Genomic DNA, 18,454 nt, shown 5'->3' with positions numbered 1-18,454 from the left:
CACCGGCGTAGCCGGTGCCATGCCCCGCGTCACCTGCTTCGTGGTGCTCGATCTGTGCCCCACCACATGCACTAGCGCTTGCCCAGAATCTTCCCAAGCATCTCCGGCCGTGGTGCCCCTTGCTGGCTTTGCAGGTTGCCTTGCTCATCCTGGTAGAAAATGGCTGGGGTCGCCTGCAACCCCATCTCTTCCATCAACGCCATGTTCGCCGCCAGCTTCTGTTGCACAGCCTCTGGCACCTGTTCCAGCGCCTTCAGGGTGCTGGCCTTGCCGGCCTTCTCGTGCTGTTGCAGTGCCTTGGCCGGGTCTTTCGCCGCCAGCAGCGCCGCCGACTTGCCCGGGCTGTCCTCACGGATGATGCCGACCATGATATGGCGCAACTGCACCTTGCCCGACTCTACCCACGGCCGCGCCTGTTCCCAGAACATGTTGCAGTACGGACAGTTCGGGTCGCTGAACAGGTACACCTTGCGCGGCGCATCGGCCTTGCCGTCGGCGATCCACGTGGTCTTTTCCATTTTCGCCCAGATTTCCTTGCTCATCGGCGCGTATACCAATTTTTGCAGCGGCTCGGCGCTCAGGTCCTTGCCCTGTTCGTCGAACAGGCTGCCGACCAGCACGTGCTTGCCGTCGGCGGTCAGGTACAGGGCCAGGGCGTTGTTCTGGTACTCGGCGGCATAACCGCGCAGGCCGTTGGGCGCATCGAAGCTGCCCTTGATCACGGCGCCCTTGGCTTGCAGTTGCTGAACCGCCTTGGGCAGTTCTTCGGCTTGCAGGGCAGGGGCGGCCAGCAGGGTCAGGGACAGGGGCAGCAGTGCAGTCAATCGCATGTCAGTTTCCTTGTGCGGCAGGGGCGGGCGCAAGGGCCCGGTCGAAAGGTTCCAGGGCGTGGCGCAGGCTGGCCCGGGACAGCTCGCCCAGGTGGCTGCCAACCAGCCGCCCGTTGGCGTCGTAGAACAGGGTGGTGGGCAAGGCCATGGAGCCGACGCGCTGGGCCAGCAGGCCGGTGCCGTCGAACAGCACGTGGGTCAGGCTCAGGCCGGTGGTGGCGAGGAAGGTGCTGACGTTTTCCGGGGTCTCGCCCTGGTTCACGAACAGGAAGGTCACGTGCGGGTAATCGCTTTGTGCCTGTTGCAGCACGGGCATCTCACGCCGACACGGTGGGCACCAGGTGGCCCAGATGTTTATGACCAGCGGCTTGCCGCGGTAGCTGTGCAATGCCACGGCCTGGCCGCCTGCGTTGCGCAGGCTCAGTTCGGGCAGCTCGGTGCCTTTGCTGTACAGGTGGCCACCCAGGCTGGCCAGGCCCCAGAACAGTGCGCCGCTGAACAGCGCCCAGCCTAGCGGGCGGCGCAGGCCGGGGTGGCGCCAGCCCTGCCACAGGGCTCCGAGCACGATGCCCGCAAGGCCCGACCAGAACAGGAAGCCGCCATCGCGAATGTCGATGATCTGCAGCGGGTCGTCCTGATACATCGGCCAGTAGGCCAGCACGAAGCCGGCGCGGGCACACAGCAGGCCGATCAGGAACAGGTTGAACAGCGCCGATTCCGGGCTCTCGCCGCCACGTCGGGCGACCCACCAGCCGACCACGCTGGCGATCACCAGGGCGGTGAGCATCAGCAGGTGGTTGAGGGCCATGGTCAGTGGCCCGAGTGTTACGGTCAGCATCAGCCTTGGCTCCTGGTCTGGCCCCAGTGTTGCTGGAACGCTGCTGCGTCCACCTCGCCGGTGATGCGCCGCGCGCGGCGTTCTTCGCCTTCCGGGCCGATCCAGATGATGCTGGGGGGGCCGGGTACCTGGTAGCGCTGCAGCAGGGCCTTGCTGGCCGGGCTGTCGGCCGTCACGTCCAGGCGCAGCAGGTGCACGCCGGCCAGGCCGGCCTGTACGTCGCTGCGTGCGAACACCTGTTTTTCCATGACTTTGCACGACACGCACCAGTCGGCATAGTAGTCGAGCATCACCCACTGGCCGCGGGCTTTGGCCGCATCCAGCTCACGTTGCAGGTCTTCGGGGCGGCTGACGGTGACGAAGCGGTCTTCGGCGTGTTGGCTTGGGGCTGTCGCGGCGACGCCACCGGCGAACGGGCGTAGTGGCTGCCAGAGGTCGTCGCCGCCTGCTGCCGCACCGACCAGCAACAAGCCACCCCACAGCGCGCCGAGCAACGGCACTGCACGCAATGCCGGCAGCCGCTGCAGGGCCGGCCAGGCAGCCCAGGCCAGGGCGATCAGCCAGGCGCCGCTCAGTGCCAGCAGCAAGGTCGCAGGCAGCAGGCTGCGCACGGTGTACAGCGCCATGGCCAGGAACACGAAACCGAACACACCCTTGACCCTGTTCATCCACGCACCCGGGCGCGGCAGATAACGGTTACCCAGGGTTACCAGCAACAGCAGCGGCACGCCCATGCCCAGGCCGAGGCTGAACAGCACCAGCGCGCCTTGCAGCACGTCGCCGCTCTGCGCGATGTACAGCAGCGCACCGGCCAACGGCGCAGTCATGCACGGGCCGAGTAACAGGCCGGACAACGCCCCGAGCAAAGCCGCGCCATACAGGTTGCCGCCACGGGTACCTTGCCCGGCGCGGTCCAGGCGGTCGCGCAGGGCGGCAGGCAGTTGCAGTTCGAAGGCGCCGAACATCGGCAGTGCCAGCAGCACGAACAGCCCCGCCAGGCTGCCCAGCAGCCAGGGTTGCTGCAGCCAGGCCTGCAGGCTGGCACCCAGCAGGGCAGCAACCACCCCGAGCCCGGCGTACACCAGGGCCATGCTCAGCACATAGACCCCGGCCAGCAGCCAGCCGCGCCGGGCACTGGCGCCATTGCCCAGCACCAGCCCGGCAAGGATCGGCAGCATCGGCAGCGAGCAGGGGGTGAAGGCCAGCAGCAGGCCAAGGCCGAAGAACGCCAGCAGGCTCCAGGCCAGGTGGCCTTGCTGAAGGCCGCTGGCCAGCGCCTGGTCGCTGGCTTGCTCGGCGGCCGGCGTTACGCTGCCGCCCAAGTCGATCAAGGTGGTTTGCGGCGGGTAGCACAGGCCGGCGTCGGCGCAGCCCTGCCAGCCCAGGCGCAACTGACCCTGGGCGTTGGCAGGCAATAGCAGATCAAGCTGGTCGCGGTACACCGCGCTGTCGCCGAAGAACTCGTCGTGATGGTTGAGTGCCGGTGGCAGTTGCGGGTGTTGCTCGGTGGGCAGGCCATCGAACTTCAGGCGCTTCTGGTACAGGTAGTAGCCCGGCTTGATCTGGAAGTACAGGCGCATCTGGCCGTCGGCCTGGCGGTCGTGGGTGAGCACGAAGGCTTGGTCAACCGGCAGGAAGTCTGGTTTCACATCGAACGGGTTGGCTTGCAACGGGCCGGCCAGTAGGAGTGTGAGGAAGAGCAGGAGAACGCGCATGTCTTCGCCTTGGCAGATCTGGGAATGGGGCCATGCTGGCTGGGGTTGATTAAATGAAGGTTAACGCGGGTGTTGGGGTTGGGGTGGTCAGGAGCAGTAAGAGTTTGGTTCTGGATTTGCAGGGTCTTCGTTGTTGGATTTTCGAGGGGGCGGCGCTCGATCTCACAGGCGCTGAAAATCTCCCGCCAAACACCTACCCGCCAAAGCGCGAATTCCGCCTCTTGCCCTATACACACCGCGACACATTGTCGGCTTGACTTTGCCTATACCCACCCAATTGCTGTAAAGTTGACGCCAGGGTCAGCTTTTATCAAGCCAGGCCAAGAATCAAAAGAAAGGGCAGGCCCCAACTGCCCAGAGGATCAAGCATGTCCAACCGTGATATTTCCCGGCGCGCCTTCCTGCAAGGCGGCCTGATCGCTGGTGTCGGCGTGACCATGGCGCCACTTGGCAGCCAGGCCTTCGCCGCGTTGATGGAGGAGCGCGTTACCACTTCGCCGCAGAAGTGGATGAACCACGACGGCAAGGCGCGTTTCCGTAACGATGCCTTGTCCAAGGTCTGTGGCGACAAAGTGTTCGCCCGCGACATCCGCGCCAAGGACATGCCCGGTTGGCCCGCGCAGCAAGGTCATGCGCTGCTGCTCAAGGCGACCAAGGTCGACCGGATTTATGCCGGCCATGACCTCAGCCTGCTCGGTGCCGACCTGCAGCCGGACCGCATCGTCACCGCCGCCGACCTCGAACAGGACGGCATTGCCTGGCCCGAGGCCCATTCGCCCGACCCGCTGCTGCCGCCCGGCAAGGTGCCGATGTTCATCGGCCACCCGGTGGCGATCCTGATCTGGCACGACTTCGAGCGCTTCCGCCAGGCCAAGCGCAAGCTGCAGTTCAATCAGCAGGCGATCCGTTACGGTGCCCAGGCGCCGCTGTACCAGCGCGACCCTTATGGCAGCTTCCGCTTCGTGCGGGTGGGCGGCGCCACGCCGTTCGACGACGATGAGTTCTCCAGCCTGAAGAATTCCATGCTGTTCCCCACCATTCTCAACCGCAAGCCGGTGTGGTCGAAGCAGCCCAACCAGCACGGCGACCTGACCGAGCAGGGTTTGTTCTACGCCAAGCGCATGGCCGAGCAGCTGGACAACCCGCCCGAGGACTGGCTGGTGTTCGACGAGCGCTACAAGACGCCGTCCATCGAACCTGCCGCGCTGGAGCCGGACAACGGTAACGGCTGGTATGACCCGGCCACGGGCACGCTGCACTTCGTGGTCGCCACTCAGTGCCCGTTCGAAGTGGCGCAGGAATGCGTGCACATGATCAAGCCGTCGCGCTTTGCCCTGAACACGCTGAACATGCACCCGGGCTATACCGTGGGCTATGGCTCGAAAGACAACAACATCTTCGTCTTCTATGCCGCGGTGGCTGCGCTTTACGGCGCCGGCGTGCCGATCCGCCTGGCCAACGACCGCTACGAGCAGTTCCAGAGCGGCATCAAGCGCCATGCCTTCGATATCCGCTACCAGCTGGCGGTGGACAAGAAGGACAACAGCTTCAAGATCTTCCGCGCCGACATGAGCTGCGACGGCGGCGGGCGCATCAACTACAGCCCGTCGGTGGCAGCCGTGGGCGCCACGGCAGCGCAGTCGATCTACTACATGCCACAGAACGACCTGTCGGTGACCGCCTACTATTCCCGTGGCGTCGAGGCCGGCTCCATGCGCGGTTACGGCACCCTGCAGAGCATGGCGGCCACCGAGATGATGGTGGATGAGATCGCCGGCCGCCTGGGCGTCGATGCCATCGACCTGCGCCGCGCCAACGCGCTGAAATCGGGCATGAAGAACACCCAGGGTGCGGTCCCGGCCGGCGCCCTGCGCCTGTACGAGATCCTCGACAAGGCCGCTGTGCACGAGTGGTGGCGCAACCGCGATGCACGCAAGCAACAGATGGACGCCAAGGACCCGGACCACTGGTACGGCGTCGGCTTCGCTATCTGCCAGAAGGACTTCGGCACAGGTTCCGAGGCGCCGATGGCCAGTGTCGAGTTCAGCGCCGATGGCCGCATCAGCCTGCGCCATATCGGCACCGAGCTGGGCACCGGCATGTCCACCTCCCAGGCTTTGGTGGTCAGCGATTTCCTCGGCCGTTCGGCCGACGAGGTGACGACTGCAGTCACCGAATGGCCAGAGCTGCAATTGAGCACCAGCGGAAACCCGTACCTGATCAGCCAGCCGGAGCAGGACGCCGCGCTGCGCAACCCGCGCTGGGTCGGCAAGCTGGCGTCGCCATCGTCGGCGACCAACTCGGCGTTCTACTTCAGCCATGCCACCCGCGAAGCGGCGCGTGTGCTGTTCAATCATGGGTTGTGGCCGGCGGCCATGGCGATCTGGAGCCAAGGCCCGCACGGCGGCCAGGCCAACCCGCTGGTGGTGCGCCGCGAAAATGCGGTGTGGGTCAACGGTGAGCTGACCGGCAATGGCCTGGCGCCGATTCCGTTTGCCCAGCTGGCGCAGAAGGCCCACGACATGGGGCTGGTTACTGGCGTGAGCGTGCGCGGCTTCAACCGCTGGAGCTGGGCCGAGGCCGACTTTGTCATCGATGGCGTGCGCGAGCGCTTCCCCCTCGATGCCATGGCGGTGAAGTACGGCGATGGTGCGGTGAATGCCAAGAAGGCGCAGATGGGCAGCCATGGCTATCACCTGCTCGACCGGCAGAATGCGGCCTACCCCGACACCCAGCTGAACAACGCCATGGTCACCTACTACAGCCCGGTGGCGACCATCGTCGAGGTCAAGGTCAACAAAGGCACCTTGGAGACGCAGGTGCTCAACCACCACAGTTGGGTCGAGTGTGGCCGGGTGCTGGTGCCGGAACTGGTCAAGGGCCAGCTCGAAGGCGGTATCGCCATGGGCATTGGCCATGCACTGACCGAAGAAATGCCGTTGTACGAGGGTGGGCCCGGGGAGGGCGACTGGAACTTCAACCGCTACCGCCTGCCGCATGCGCGCGATGTGGCGGTGTGGCAGCAGACCAGCGAAATCCTCCCGCCGCTGTCACCGACCGACCCCTCCAAGGGCATCGCCGAAGTGGTGATGATCCCGGTCGTCGGTGCCATCGGCAATGCCGTCGCGCATGCCATCGGCAAGCGCGTGCGCGATCTCCCCATCACCCCAGCCCGTATCAAGGAGGCCCTCAATGGCTAACCGTCCACTGCAACTGACGCTCAACGGTCAACCGGTCGGGCCGGTCGAGGTCCCCGCGGACCTGGCGATGATCGACTACCTGCACGAACACCAGAACCTCACCGGCTCGCGCCTGGGTTGCGGCCAGGGCATCTGCCACGCCTGCGTGGTGATCGTCGACAACCCCGACGGCACCAGCGAAGAAGTGCGCACCTGCATCACCGGTGCGCATTACTTCGAGGGCAAGAAGGTTCGCACCATCGAAGGCCATGCCAAAAAAGACCAGGCCGGCAACCTGACGCTCAACCCGATCCAGCAGAAGTTCGTCGACCTGTTCGCCTTCCAGTGCAGCTACTGCGCACCAGGCTTCGTCAACGCCGCTACCGTGCTGGTGGAAACGGCCCAGCGCCAGCCGCTGAAGAAGAGCGAAGTGGAAGACCGCATCGAGGCCAGCCTTGGTCACCACATCTGCCGCTGCACAGGCTACGTGCGTTACTACGATGCCACCCGCAAGGTGCTCAACGATCTCGGCCTGGTCAAGGAGGGTTGAACATGGGCTTCGTACGTAGCGCCTCGGCATTGGCCCTCGGGCTGGCGGTCAGTTCGTTTGCCTTGGCGGCCGACGATGCGCAGGTCAAGCGCGGTGAATACCTGGCCCGCGCGGCCGACTGCATGGCCTGCCATACTGCCGAAGGCGGCGCGCCGTATGCGGGCGGGCTGCCGATCCATTCGCCGTTCGGCACCATTTATGGCAGCAATATCACCCCGGACAAACAGTACGGCATCGGTAACTACAGCGCCGACGAGTTCTTCGCCGCAGTCACCGAGGGCAAGCGCAAGGACGGCGCCAACCTTTATCCTGCGATGCCTTACACCTCGTACCACCTGATCAAGCGTGAAGACTCGGACGCGATCCTCGCCTACCTGATGACCATACCGCCGATCAACCGCCCGGCACCGCAGACCGCGTTGCGCTTCCCGTTCAATGTGCGCATGGGGCTCAGCGGCTGGAACATGCTGTATGGCAAGAGCGTGCAACTGCAGCCGACCGAGGGTAAAAGCCCGGCCTGGCAGCGCGGCCAGTACATGGTCGAGGTGATGGGCCATTGTGGTGAATGCCATACCCCGCGCAATCCGATCGGTGCGCTGCAGCAGGACCAACGCCTGAGCGGCGGCCTGCTGGGTGGCTACCTGGCGCCAAGCCTGCTGGCCCAGGACCTGGCCGAGCGCGGCTGGACGCAGCCGGACCTGACCACCTTCCTCAAGCACGGCATCAGCGCCCAGGGCAGCATGTTCAACGAGATGTTCCCGGTGGTGCACCACAGCACCCAGCACCTTGAAGATGCAGACCTTGCGGCCATGGCCACCTACCTGCTGGGCGACCAGCCGCCGCCGGCCAAGGCTATCGAGGCCGTTGCCCTGGAGCGGATGAGCGACAGTGCCAAGCGGGGCCACCAGCAGTACCTGAACGTCTGCGCCGGCTGCCATGGTGTCGACGGCGAGGGCAAGCCGCACATCGCCGTGGCCATGCGCGGCAACACCGTGCTGCGTCAGGCCGACTCGCGCAATCTGGTCAAGGTGGTCCTCGAGGGTATCCGTGAACAGCAGTTCACCGGCTTCGAGCGCATGCAGCCGATGCCGGGCTTTGCCGACAAGCTTGATGACCAACAGGTGACAGATATGGTCAACTACTTGCGCCAGGCCTGGGGTGGATTGCCCGGCGACCTGAACGTACAGCAGCTCGCCGAGCTGAAGGCGGAGTAAAGCGTGCAGCATCTCGATCTCCAGGTGGTCCGTCAGGCTTTGCAGTGGTCCTGCAACGGCCAGCGGGTATGGTTGTGCACGGTGCTCGCCACCTACGGCTCGGCGCCGCGTGCGCCGGGTTCGCTGCTGGCGGTGAACGCCAGCGGCCAGTGGCTGGGCTCGCTGTCCGGTGGCTGTGTCGAAGACGACTTTCTCGAACGCGTGGCCCTCGGGGAATTCCCGGAGCCGGTTGCCATCGTGCGTTATGGCGACGGCAGCGACCCGCGTTCGCGCGTTCGCCTGCCGTGTGGCGGTGTGCTTGAAGTACTGGTGGAGAACCTGCCGGTTGAATGCGAGGTGCAGGCGCATCTGCGTGAGTTGGAACGTGCGCTGCTGGGCCAGCGCCGGGTACTGCGTGAGGTGAGCCTGCCAACGGGTACCCGCCAGCTGCTCGATGACCATAGTCAGGGGCCACGGGTCGAACGGGAAAATGCCCGGGTGCGCTTGCGTGTCGGCGCCGCCCAGCGGCTGCTGCTGGCCGGCTATTCCAGCGTGGCGCATTTTTGCGCCGAATTCGGCAGGGGGCTGGGTTTTGAGGTCATCCTTTGCGAGCCGCGTGACGAAGTACTCGACGGCGTAGTGCTGAATGGCATAGAGGTGCGCCGCGAGCTGCCGTCGGAATTCATCGCCAATGGCGGTTGCCATGCCGATACGGCAGTGGTTGCATTGACCCATGATCCAAAAATCGATGACCTGGCCATGCTTGAAGCCGTGCGGACCGAAGCGTTCTACATCGGCGTGATGGGCTCCAAGGCCACCTCCGACAAGCGTCGCGAACGCTTGCAGCGAATTGGTGGCCTGGGTTGCGACGAGCTGGCGCGCATCCATGCGCCGATTGGCCTGAACCTGGGCAGCAAGACCCCGGCCGAGATCGCCCTGGCGGTACTGGCCGATATCCTTCGTGCGCGCAATGGCATCGAGCGGGCGGCGCTGTGAGCGTGGTTGCGTTGGTATTGGCGGCAGGCAGCAGTGTGCGTTTCGGCGCTGACAAGCGCCGTTCGCTGCTGGCTGACGGTCGAAGCTTGCTGGTACACAGCGTAGAGAGCGCCTGCGCAGTGTTCGATGATGTGCGGGTGGTGTTGCGTGAAGGGGAGCGAGGCGTGGACCTGGGGTTGCCTGCGCGGTGCAGGGTGGTCTCCAGTCCGGATTTCACATTGGGCATGGGCCATAGCCTGGCGGCCGGTGCCGCTTCGCTGGCTGACAGCGAGGCGCAGGCAGTAGCGATTCTGTTGGGTGATATGCCCTGGGTGGCGTCCGCGACCCTGGATTTGCTTGCGCGCGAGGCCAGTGGGTCAACGATAATCCTGCCTTGTCATGCTGGACGACAGGGCCATCCGGTGTTGTTCGGGCGCGATTTCTGGCCGGCGCTTGCCCGGCTGAAGGGTGATGAAGGGGCGCGTTCGGTGCTGAAGGCCCATGTGGACCGTTGCGTCCGGCTGGATGTCGAGGATGCCGGCGTGCTGCAGGATGTCGATTCGCCCGATGCGCTGCGCCAGTGAGCGTTGTAAGCGCGTGCTAATCATCTTCCTTTTCATCGAGTTCGTAGGGTCCCAGTTCGCCCGTCTACGCTAGCAGAATCAGATGCACGTCGGCCTTCAGCCGCTGAAGATTGGCCAGGCTGGCAGACGCGTCCAGCATCAACGCCGTGACGAAGCCGTGCATCTCATCCGCCGCTTTTCACGGCCAATACTGTGTTTAGAAGTCAGAAAAGCTATAGGGTTCGAGGGTGGAGATCTGTGCAAGTAGTATTAAGTGTTCAACAGCTTTGACTTTTTCTAGGTGAGCAAGATCGCAGGGGCCACCGAATGCCAAGGCTGGAACGAAACCATACATCTCATCATGATTGAGTTTGCCTAATTTGTTATATGCAGGCTCGAATAAATCGCCAAAGTCGTTGGACTCCCGTTCGATCAATAGAAAGAAATCTTGCACCTCCTTGTCCATGTTGCCTGCATCAAGTTCATTCACTCTGCCGGAGTATTGTGAAGTGTGGGCTACGATGTCTAATGAAAACCCGGAATTTTCTCCGTACAGATAGAGATCACCAAAGGCGCCCCGAGCGATGACATGATAGGTATCTCGCCCTTCGAGCGCAGTGCCTTCTATGAAGGAGGCGGCTACGCCCTCGTAGTCTTGCGGATTGACCGTCCAGAATATTCCATCACCATATCCGCACCATCCGTGCTCGGCCCAGTATTCCAACAGTTTCTTCGGCAATTTACCGCTGTAGCGCTCGATGCTAGAAGGTGGCACCTCCTGCCTGAAAATCGGCTCGCCCATTTCTTCTATGAAGAGGGAGAAAAATTCGTCCATTGTCGCGCTCCTTATCTTGTTAGCATTTGTGCAGTCTGATATTTAAAAAGCCTGATGCGCGGCCATCTTTGGCTTGCTCTTCGACTGATCTTGTCAGCTCTCCTACCCTGCTTCTCCATTGGGGACCTATAGTGGAATTTACTTGCCTATCCCCGAAGTCAGAGATGACATCCTTGCCGCCGGCGATTAGATCTGGATTGTGCAGCGCAGCAAGAGAGGACATCGTTTCCTTAGCCTGCATCGTTGAAATTTTTCTTGCTTCAACTGGGTTCATGTCCTTGGGCAGTTTTCTATAAGCTCTTTTCCTTAGGTCGTCATACAGTTTTTGTCTTGCTTTTCTCGCGGTTTTCGGATCTCGCTTTATGGGATTTGCAATATTTTCCAGGAACTCTTCAACCGTCAGCCGATTGAGTCCATCTTGTTGTCCCTTTAACTGCCGCTCAAACTCGCCATGCTTCGACGCTGGCAATTTATCCGCCTTGAAACACGCCACCGTATGCAACGGCATCCTACCGGGCTTAGCTGTCGAGGGCTCCTTGTCTTTTCCCGCCTGCCGATTCGGCTGAACTGGCTGCGGATCATCCATCGTCCCTTTGCGCCGCTCCGGCACTTGCAGATCCGGCCGTTTCTTCAACCCCTCTTCATGCTTGAGCATCCATTGCCCCAGTCGCGCCCCTTTGCGGCTGGCCGCCATCTCCTGGGCCAGCACTCGGGCATCGCCGCGCCCGCGGGTGAGGTACGACACGATCGCCCCCAACAACAGCACCACGACTTCCACATGGCCTTGGGCAATCTGATGCGTGGCCCGAGATATCGCATAGGGGTCGTCCCGGCAGAACGGGCCGGTGCCTTCATTGCCGCAGGTGCCTTCCCAGGCGAAGCGGATGCCATCGACGTAGTACTCACCGATCCGCGGCAAGCCCTCGATGAAGAACTCGGCAATGGAAGCCAGCCCCCAGCGCGCCAAGGATCCAGCCGCTGACCTTGAGGCCCATGGCCGCGCCTGCGCCAGCGAACGGTATGGTTCCGGCGCCGCCGGCGAATGCGCCTAACCCCGCGCCAAGCAGGCCACCGGTAATGGTGCTGCTGGCGACGATCATCGCCATCTGCTGCACGACCCTCAGCAGTTCGTCGACGATGCTGTTGATGTCGAGGTCGGCGAAGCGCTGGCGTAGCAGGTGCGCCGCCTGCCATTCGGCGTGGTAGAAGGCTGTGCGGACAGCTTCGATCCGGCGCAGGTTGAGGCCCAGTGAGGCGACCTCTTCATTGAGGCTGGTGCGGAACTGGCCACCGCTTGGGTAGCCCACCATGGCGATGACACGTGACTCGATCTCGTGCCAGGAGGGCACGAGGTAATCCAGGTACATGAGGTGTCTCCCTGACAACGTGTGCAGGGGGAAATCCCATCATGGATTCGGATCAGAGGTTTCTGGGTCAGTTGTAGGAAAAGGCGACTTCGTTTCTGTTGTGTTCGAGAAACTCGGGAATTGGGGTTGAGGCTGCGAGGGGCAGGGTGGCGACCCGCGCGGCGCTCGATCTCCCCCCAACCCTCCCCAAAAGGTCCATAATGCCCCCTTAATCCGCCCAAGGTGCAATACCAGCCACACCACTCCGGGAGCCCCACCATGCACGTTCTGCTCTGCGAGGACGACGACCTGATCGCCGCCGGCATCTGCGCCGGCCTCACCGCTCAGGGTCTGACCGTGGACCGGGTTGGCAACGCCGCCGCTGCGCGAGCGATGCTGCAGGCCGCGCAGTTCGACGTGATGATCCTCGACCTCGGCCTGCCCGACGAAGATGGCCTCAAGCTGCTGCGCCGCCTGCGCGAAAAAGGCGAGACCCTGCCGGTACTGGTGCTCACCGCCCGCGATGCCGTCACCGATCGTGTCGATGGCCTGCAGGCCGGTGCCGACGATTACCTGCTCAAGCCCTTCGATCTGCGCGAGCTGGCCGCACGCCTGCATACCTTGCTGCGGCGGGTGGCCGGGCGGGCGGTGAACGTGATCGAGCACGGCCCGCTGCGCTATGACCCGAGTAGCTGCGAGGCGACCCTGGCCGGCCAGCATGTCGACCTGTCCCGCCGTGAGCAGGCCCTGCTCCAGGCGCTGCTGCAGAACCCCGGGCGAGTGCTGTCCAGCGAGCAACTGAAGGACTGCGTATACGGTTTCAGCGACGAGGTCGAGAGCAACGCCCTGAACGTGCACATCCACCACCTGCGTCGCAAGCTGGGTAACGGCATTGTCGAGACCGTGCGTGGCCTGGGCTACCGGCTGGGCCCGGCGCAGGCACCGCAAGAGGCCGCATCATGAGCCTTCGGGTACGCCTGAGCCTGATCCTCGGCAGTGCCTTCGTGATCATCTGGGCGCTGGCCGCGGCGTGGATGCTGCGTGACCTGCGCCAGCAGATGATGTTTTCCCTCGACCAGCGCCTGGTGGCGTCGGCGCGTATGGTCGCCGGGTTGATCGACCAGTTGCCGCAGCCGCTGACTGCCAAGGGCGGGGAGGCGCATTTTTCCGCCGACCAGTTCAGCGTACCGGATGGCATGGCCTGCCAGGTCAGCTCGCTGCGTGGCGAGATCCTCGCCAGCAACCACAAGCACGATGGCGCCATGGACGACGAGCGCAGCGGGTTCCGTGACCAGACCATCGACGATGCGCTTTGGCGCACCTTTACCTACAACCACGGCGATGTGCGCATCACCACGGCCGACCGGCACATGGAGCGCGAGGCGCTGAACCAGTCGATTCTGCTGGCGGCATCGGCGCCGGTATTGATGGCCCTGCTTGGCAGCCTGGGGCTGTTGTGGATCGGCCTTGGCAAGGGCCTGGAGCCGCTCAACCGCATGCGTGATGCCTTGCGCCGCAGGCGTGCGGACAGTGTCGAGCCGCTGCAGGTGGCGGGCATGCCCAGCGAGTTGCAGCCGTTGCTGGAGACCCAGAACCAGCTGTTCCTGCGCATTGCTCAGACCCTCGAGCGTGAGCGGCGCCTGACCGACGATGCCGCGCATGAACTGCGCAGCCCGTTGACCGCGATCAAGACCCACCTGCAGGTGGCGCGCATGACCGACGGTGCAGTGCGCGAGCAGGCGCTGGAACATGCCGAGCAGGGCACCGACCGCATGCACCGCACGCTTGAGCAGTTGCTGATGCTGGCGCGGGTGGAAGGCAGCCTGTCGTTTGAGGATGGCGTGCAGTGCAGCGCCGAGCAGGTGGCGCGGCAGGCGATGCAGGATGCGGGCGGCGGCGACAACCGGCGTATCGTGCTGCGTCTGCCTGAGGAGGCTACGCAAATCTACCTGGGCATGCCGGCACCGTTGGCGGTGGCAGCACTGCGCAACCTGCTGGACAACGCCTTGCGTCATGGCGGTGATGAAGCTGTAGAGCTGGACGTGCAGATGGCAGACGGCCAAGTGGGCTTCATGGTGCGTGACCATGGGCCAGGAATTGCCGAAGCGGACCTGGAGCACCTGACCGAGCGCTTCTGGCGTAATGGGCAAAGTGGTGGTTGCGGGTTGGGGCTGGCGATTGTGCAGGCGATCGTGCAGCGGTGTGCCGGTAGCCTGCGCTTTGACAGCCGTAGTGACGGCTTGCGGGTCTTGTTGCGGGTTCCGGCGCGTCCGGTGCATTGATGTTTATTGCCTGTGCTGGCCTCTTCGCGGGTGAACCCGCTCCTACGGGCGGTGCGGTCCTTGTAGGAGCGGTTTACCCGCGAAAGGGCCAGCACAGACAAAAATAAAATCCAGTAACAACCGCTAAATCCTCCCCCCACTCAAGCGTTTCCAAAGCGATAACCGCCCATCCGCTTGCTTGCGAGGATTCACCCATGTCCACCGCTTCCAGCCTTGCCCAGGTTGCACCGGCCAGCTTGCCGCAACCCCTGTACGAATTCACCGATTCGCCTTTGCTGCAACGCCAGCAACAGCAGGAATCCAACGCCCGCAGCTACCCGCGGCGCATCCCGCTGGCGCTCAAGCGCGCCCGGGGCATCCATGTCGAAGACGTCGAAGGCCGCCAGTTCATCGACTGCCTGGCCGGCGCTGGCACCTTGGCCCTGGGTCATAATCACCCGGTCGTAGTCGAGGCAATCCAGCGCGTGCTGGCTGACGAACTGCCGCTGCATACACTCGACCTGACCACACCGGTCAAGGACCGTTTCGTCCAGGACCTGTTCGGCATCCTGCCCGAGGCGCTGCGTCGCGAGGCCAAGGTGCAGTTCTGCGGCCCAACCGGTACCGACGCCGTTGAAGCGGCGCTCAAACTGGTGCGTGGCGCAACCGGGCGCAGCACCGTGCTGGCCTTCCACGGCGCCTACCATGGCATGAGCCAGGGCGCGTTGAGTCTGATGGGTAGCCTTGGCCCCAAGCAGCCACTGGGTGCGTTGCTGAGCAGCGGCGTGCAGTTCATGCCGTACCCCTACGACTACCGCTGCCCGTTCGGCCTGGGTGGTGAGGCCGGGGTCAAGGCCAACCTGCATTACCTGGAAAACCTGCTGCTCGATCCGGAAAGCGGCGTGCCGCTGCCCGCCGCCGTGATCCTCGAAGTGGTACAGGGTGAGGGCGGGGTAATTCCGGCCGACATCGAATGGCTCAAGGGCGTGCGGCGCATTACCGAGCAGGCGGGCGTGGCGTTGATCGTCGATGAGATCCAGAGTGGCTTCGCCCGTACCGGGCGCATGTTCGCCTTCGAGCACGCCGGCATCGTGCCCGATGTGGTCACCTTGTCCAAAGCCATCGGTGGCAGCCTGCCGCTGGCGGTAGTGGTCTATCGCGACTGGCTGGACACCTGGAAGCCGGGTGCACATGCCGGTACCTTCCGTGGCAACCAGATGGCCATGGCGGCGGGTTCGGCGGTGATCCACTACCTGGTCGAGCATCGCCTGGCCGAGCATGCCGAGGCCATGGGGCTGCGCCTGCGTCAGCACTTGCAGCAATTGCAACGTGACTATCCGCAATTGGGTGATGTACGCGGGCGTGGCTTGATGCTTGGGGTCGAACTGGTGGAGCCGCAGGGCGAGCGGGATGCCTTGGGGTATCCACAGGCCAACCGAGAGCTGGCGGCCAAGGTGCAGCGCGAGTGCCTCAAGCGCGGGTTGATCCTGGAACTGGGCGGGCGGCATGGCGCGGTGGTGCGCTTCCTGCCGCCGTTGATCATCAGCGCTGAGCAGGTCGATGACGTGGCGCAGCGCTTTGCAGAGGCGTTGATCGCGGCAGTCTGAACCTTTGTCAGGGCCGCATTGCGGCCCATCGCCTGCGCCAATGGCCCATCAAGATCAGGTTGCCGTCACGCCGGTTACCAGCCGCGTCCGGAGTCTACCCAGAAGTTCACGGACAGCGACGTGGACACTGACTCTACCTGGTGGAACCAGCCCTCGGGCAGGAACAGCAAGTCGCCGGCCTGCAACACCACGCGCAGGAAGGGCACCTTAAGGGCTTCGGGGAAGCGCTCGTAGTCGGGGGCATCGGGGTTGAAATCGCAGCCGTCCAGGCCGCCCTTCGGGCTGGTTGACCAGGTGCCCAGTGCGGCGCGATGGTGCGGTGCTGCCAGAATGAACGATTTCTGCCCCCAGACCTGGGCGAACAGGTTATCGGTGTCATCCCGGTGCAGGGGTGTAAGGGTGCCTTTGGGACCGATCCAGATGCGCGGTGGAATGAAGCGCTGGCGATCGAAGTAGTCCGGGTAGCGGATCAGAGCCTGCAGCTTTTCCGGCACGATATTGTTGCCCATGTAGGCGGGCGGCTCGCCGGGCTTGGCCGGCTTGTCGAGCGAAACGATGAAGTCGGCCATGGAGGTGGCGCGGAAGTCGCGGTCGGTAGAGAAGGTCTTCTTCACGTAGTCACCATGCCGGGTGATGCCCTGTAGCTCGGCAAAGTGGGCCAGCGAAGCGTCACGGCCCATGGTGAACAGCGGCCAGTCGCCAAGGGCGTCGCTCAGCACCACTGGCACGCCCGTTGAAAGGTGTTCATGGTGAAACCGCGACGGCGGCATTTCGGCCCGTGACAGGCGTTGTACCTCATGCAGCACGGGTTGGGCTGCCGAGACCTCCTCGCTGTAGCGTCCTGGCGTGGGGTAGCGCTGGTTCATTGCTGCCTTGCTGGTGGTCGCGCCTTGCCGCGCGCTGCTGATAACCTGCGGCAGCAGGGTCGCCAGGCCCATGTTGCCGGTTATTTTCAGGCGTCCACTGGCGAAAAGCTCCTCTACGTCGACAGCGCCCGCCATGATGCCGAGGAAGTCATCTTGAGCCACTTCGATCGTGACATCCGGAGCCTCATGCCGGCCACCCCCCGTGCAGGGGTTGTCGCATACCTCGGACCAGTAGGCGAGTCCCTGGCCGAAGTCGAACTGGAACACGCCTTCGATGCCGACGGCATGGGCATTGACGAATAGTTTTTCGAGTATGCGCTGAAGGTCCACGGTAAGCCTCGTCGGTTGTCGTTGTGCAGGGTTGGCATGGGCGCGTGTGACCGGGCCCGGGTTGTCAGGCGCGCAGGCGTTGGCGCAGTACGTCGACCAAGCGGTCGATTTCCGCTTCGGTATTCAGCAAACCCGGCGCAGTGCGCACCACTGGCCCGGCATCGCGCGAGACGGCGTCGACGATGATGCGTTGGCTAGTCAGGTACCTGGCCAGCGCGTCGGCGTCCTGGCCTTTGCCGCGAAAGAAGGTGAAGCCCGCCGAATGGGTGCTGCTGCGCGGCGTCACCAACTCGATGGCAGGCAGGCTTTCCAGCTGTTGCTTCAGGTAGTCGTTCAGGGCGTGGATGCGTGCCTGCACGGCAGCCTTGCCGGTTTGCAGGTGCAGTTCGAACGCCTTGCCCAGGGCCCAGCGGTGCTCGAAGGCGTGGTAGCCGCCCGGGCTCATGATGGTGGCGAAGTCTTCGTTTTCCGAGAAGGTGGCGATGCTCGGTTGCAGCTGCCCCAGTGCCGAGGATGCGGCGCAGATGATGCCTGTCCCGCGGGGGCCGAACATCCACTTGTGGGTCCCGGATATGAAGTAGTCGCAGTTCAGGTCGGCGAAGCGCATGTCCTCGACGCCAAAACCGTGAACCCCGTCGATGACATACAGGATATGGTCGCGTTCGTCCCTGTTCTGATTGACCTCGCGTACGAGCGCACCGATTTCGCCAACCGGCAGTTTCACCCCGCTGCCCGAATGTACCCAGGTCATGCCCAGCACGCGCGTTTGTGGGGAAATGGCGGCCCGCACGGTACCCAGCACCTGGTCGGTGCTCACCTGCCAGGGTTGCTCGAACAGGCGTAGCCTGCGTACCGGGTTGCCATCGCGGGCGCTGCGGTAGTTCATGGTCTGCCGTGCGGCGGAATGCTCGTGCACCGTGGTCAGGATTTCCTGGCCGGGCGCCAGCTTGATGCCGCCATAAATCAAACCCAGGCCCTCGGTAGTGCTGCCCGTCAGGGCAATCTGGCGTGGCGCCACCTCCAGGTAGCGTGCCGCCCATTGGCGTACCTCAGCCTCATGCTTCCACTCCGACTGGGCATCCCAGTCGACCATCAGCGCCGGGTGACGGTCGAAACGTACACGCAGGGCCTCGATGGCTTCGCGTACCGGCCTTGGATGAGAGGTGATCAGAAAGTTGGCGAAGTGCGCATAGTTTGGGTCGAGTTCGAACAGGCGGCGAAAATCGGCCCATCGTTGGTTGCCGGCGCTCGGTATCGGCGTGGCGGCCTCGGCAACGGGTAGCAGATGGCTGGCGAGGGGCAGGCCGGCGGCGAGGATGCCGGCCCTTTTGAGAAAATTGCGGCGGTCGTTCATAAAGGTGCCCAA

General features: G+C 63.8%; 14 protein-coding genes and 1 pseudogene. 8 read left to right on the top strand and 7 right to left on the bottom strand.

Annotation, left to right across the window (positions count from 1 at the left end):
- Positions 1–71 precede the first annotated feature (71 nt).
- Genes dsbG through dsbD form a run of 3 tightly spaced genes read right to left on the bottom strand, consistent with a single transcriptional unit; the run spans position 72 to position 3,383 of the window.
- Entirely contained in the window at positions 72–830 is a 759-nt protein-coding gene (gene dsbG / locus ACF8Q6_RS26030; protein WP_392489705.1) for a thiol:disulfide interchange protein DsbG, read from the bottom strand.
- 1 nt (position 831) lies between these two features.
- Positions 832–1,668: a prolipoprotein diacylglyceryl transferase family protein gene (locus ACF8Q6_RS26025; protein ID WP_392489706.1), complete on the bottom strand. Its 837-nt coding sequence runs from the start codon at positions 1,666–1,668 to the stop codon at positions 832–834.
- Positions 1,668–3,383 carry a protein-disulfide reductase DsbD gene (gene dsbD / locus ACF8Q6_RS26020; protein ID WP_392489707.1) on the bottom strand — a complete coding sequence of 572 codons (1,716 nt, stop codon included), beginning with the start codon at positions 3,381–3,383 and terminating at the stop codon, positions 1,668–1,670. The genes ACF8Q6_RS26025 and dsbD overlap by 1 nt, the downstream gene beginning before the upstream one ends.
- 368 nt (positions 3,384–3,751) lie before the next feature.
- On the opposite strand from dsbD, the gene ACF8Q6_RS26015 reads away from it, so the two are divergent.
- From ACF8Q6_RS26015 to ACF8Q6_RS25995, 5 genes are read left to right on the top strand one after another with little or no spacing between them, the layout of a single operon-like run.
- Positions 3,752–6,583, top strand: coding sequence for a xanthine dehydrogenase family protein molybdopterin-binding subunit (locus ACF8Q6_RS26015; RefSeq protein WP_392489708.1), 2,832 nt, complete (start codon positions 3,752–3,754; stop codon positions 6,581–6,583).
- Complete coding sequence (locus tag ACF8Q6_RS26010; RefSeq protein ID WP_014755857.1) at positions 6,576–7,112, top strand: (2Fe-2S)-binding protein; 537 nt, start codon at positions 6,576–6,578, stop codon at positions 7,110–7,112. Before ACF8Q6_RS26015 ends, ACF8Q6_RS26010 begins: the two co-directional genes overlap by 8 nt.
- A 2-nt stretch (positions 7,113–7,114) precedes the next feature.
- Positions 7,115–8,326: a cytochrome c gene (locus tag ACF8Q6_RS26005; RefSeq protein ID WP_392489709.1), complete on the top strand. Its 1,212-nt coding sequence runs from the start codon at positions 7,115–7,117 to the stop codon at positions 8,324–8,326.
- Between the two features lie 3 nt (positions 8,327–8,329).
- Positions 8,330–9,301 carry an XdhC family protein gene (locus ACF8Q6_RS26000; protein ID WP_019750821.1) on the top strand — a complete coding sequence of 324 codons (972 nt, stop codon included), beginning with the start codon at positions 8,330–8,332 and terminating at the stop codon, positions 9,299–9,301.
- Positions 9,298–9,864, top strand: coding sequence for an NTP transferase domain-containing protein (locus tag ACF8Q6_RS25995; RefSeq protein WP_392489710.1), 567 nt, complete (start codon positions 9,298–9,300; stop codon positions 9,862–9,864). Before ACF8Q6_RS26000 ends, ACF8Q6_RS25995 begins: the two co-directional genes overlap by 4 nt.
- A 196-nt stretch (positions 9,865–10,060) precedes the next feature.
- Here the strand turns inward: ACF8Q6_RS25995 and ACF8Q6_RS25990 are convergent, their stop codons facing one another.
- Together ACF8Q6_RS25990 and ACF8Q6_RS25985 are read right to left on the bottom strand one after the other, a co-directional pair.
- Entirely contained in the window at positions 10,061–10,678 is a 618-nt protein-coding gene (locus ACF8Q6_RS25990; RefSeq protein WP_014755863.1) for a GAD-like domain-containing protein, read from the bottom strand.
- Positions 10,679–10,697: 19 nt separating this feature from the next.
- Positions 10,698–12,045: pseudogene (locus ACF8Q6_RS25985) on the bottom strand (DUF6861 domain-containing protein).
- Between the two features lie 258 nt (positions 12,046–12,303).
- Here ACF8Q6_RS25985 and ACF8Q6_RS25980 point away from each other — a divergent pair.
- The 3 genes from ACF8Q6_RS25980 (at position 12,304) to ACF8Q6_RS25970 (ending at position 15,892) form a co-directional block, all read left to right on the top strand.
- On the top strand, positions 12,304–12,987 hold the full coding sequence (locus ACF8Q6_RS25980; RefSeq protein WP_004576176.1) for a response regulator transcription factor: 684 nt from the start codon (positions 12,304–12,306) through the stop codon (positions 12,985–12,987).
- Positions 12,984–14,306 carry an ATP-binding protein gene (locus tag ACF8Q6_RS25975; RefSeq protein WP_003254253.1) on the top strand — a complete coding sequence of 441 codons (1,323 nt, stop codon included), beginning with the start codon at positions 12,984–12,986 and terminating at the stop codon, positions 14,304–14,306. Before ACF8Q6_RS25980 ends, ACF8Q6_RS25975 begins: the two co-directional genes overlap by 4 nt.
- A 194-nt stretch (positions 14,307–14,500) precedes the next feature.
- On the top strand, positions 14,501–15,892 hold the full coding sequence (locus ACF8Q6_RS25970) for an aspartate aminotransferase family protein (protein WP_392489803.1): 1,392 nt from the start codon (positions 14,501–14,503) through the stop codon (positions 15,890–15,892).
- A 74-nt stretch (positions 15,893–15,966) separates the two neighbouring features.
- On the opposite strand, the gene ACF8Q6_RS25965 is transcribed toward ACF8Q6_RS25970, so the two are convergent.
- Positions 15,967–17,088 (bottom strand): cupin-like domain-containing protein, encoded by a 1,122-nt coding sequence (locus ACF8Q6_RS25965; protein ID WP_392489802.1) that lies wholly within the window; start codon positions 17,086–17,088, stop codon positions 15,967–15,969.
- Between the two features lie 64 nt (positions 17,089–17,152).
- Positions 17,153–18,442 carry an aminotransferase class V-fold PLP-dependent enzyme gene (locus ACF8Q6_RS25960; RefSeq protein ID WP_392489801.1) on the bottom strand — a complete coding sequence of 430 codons (1,290 nt, stop codon included), beginning with the start codon at positions 18,440–18,442 and terminating at the stop codon, positions 17,153–17,155.
- Positions 18,443–18,454 lie beyond the last annotated feature (12 nt).

The sequence above is a fragment of the Pseudomonas sp. GLN_2 genome (genome assembly GCF_043106005.1).
Classification (GTDB): domain Bacteria; phylum Pseudomonadota; class Gammaproteobacteria; order Pseudomonadales; family Pseudomonadaceae; genus Aquipseudomonas; species Aquipseudomonas alloputida.
Note: the sequence above shows the minus strand (reverse complement) of the source record. Positions and strands in the feature narration are given on the sequence as shown.

Bases quoted from the DNA above. Each gene is read 5' to 3' on its own strand.
- dsbD (WP_392489707.1), bottom strand. From the start codon at position 3,383: ATGCGCGTTCTCCTGCTCTTCCTCACACTCCTACTGGCCGGCCCGTTG.
- dsbG (WP_392489705.1), bottom strand. From the start codon at position 830: ATGCGATTGACTGCACTGCTGCCCCTGTCCCTGACCCTGCTGGCCGCC.
- ACF8Q6_RS26010 (WP_014755857.1), top strand. From the start codon at position 6,576: ATGGCTAACCGTCCACTGCAACTGACGCTCAACGGTCAACCGGTCGGG.
- ACF8Q6_RS25970 (WP_392489803.1), top strand. From the start codon at position 14,501: ATGTCCACCGCTTCCAGCCTTGCCCAGGTTGCACCGGCCAGCTTGCCG.
- ACF8Q6_RS26005 (WP_392489709.1), top strand. From the start codon at position 7,115: ATGGGCTTCGTACGTAGCGCCTCGGCATTGGCCCTCGGGCTGGCGGTC.
- ACF8Q6_RS25980 (WP_004576176.1), top strand. From the start codon at position 12,304: ATGCACGTTCTGCTCTGCGAGGACGACGACCTGATCGCCGCCGGCATC.
- ACF8Q6_RS25990 (WP_014755863.1), bottom strand. From the start codon at position 10,678: ATGGACGAATTTTTCTCCCTCTTCATAGAAGAAATGGGCGAGCCGATT.
- ACF8Q6_RS26025 (WP_392489706.1), bottom strand. From the start codon at position 1,668: ATGCTGACCGTAACACTCGGGCCACTGACCATGGCCCTCAACCACCTG.
- ACF8Q6_RS25975 (WP_003254253.1), top strand. From the start codon at position 12,984: ATGAGCCTTCGGGTACGCCTGAGCCTGATCCTCGGCAGTGCCTTCGTG.
- ACF8Q6_RS25960 (WP_392489801.1), bottom strand. From the start codon at position 18,442: ATGAACGACCGCCGCAATTTTCTCAAAAGGGCCGGCATCCTCGCCGCC.
- ACF8Q6_RS26015 (WP_392489708.1), top strand. From the start codon at position 3,752: ATGTCCAACCGTGATATTTCCCGGCGCGCCTTCCTGCAAGGCGGCCTG.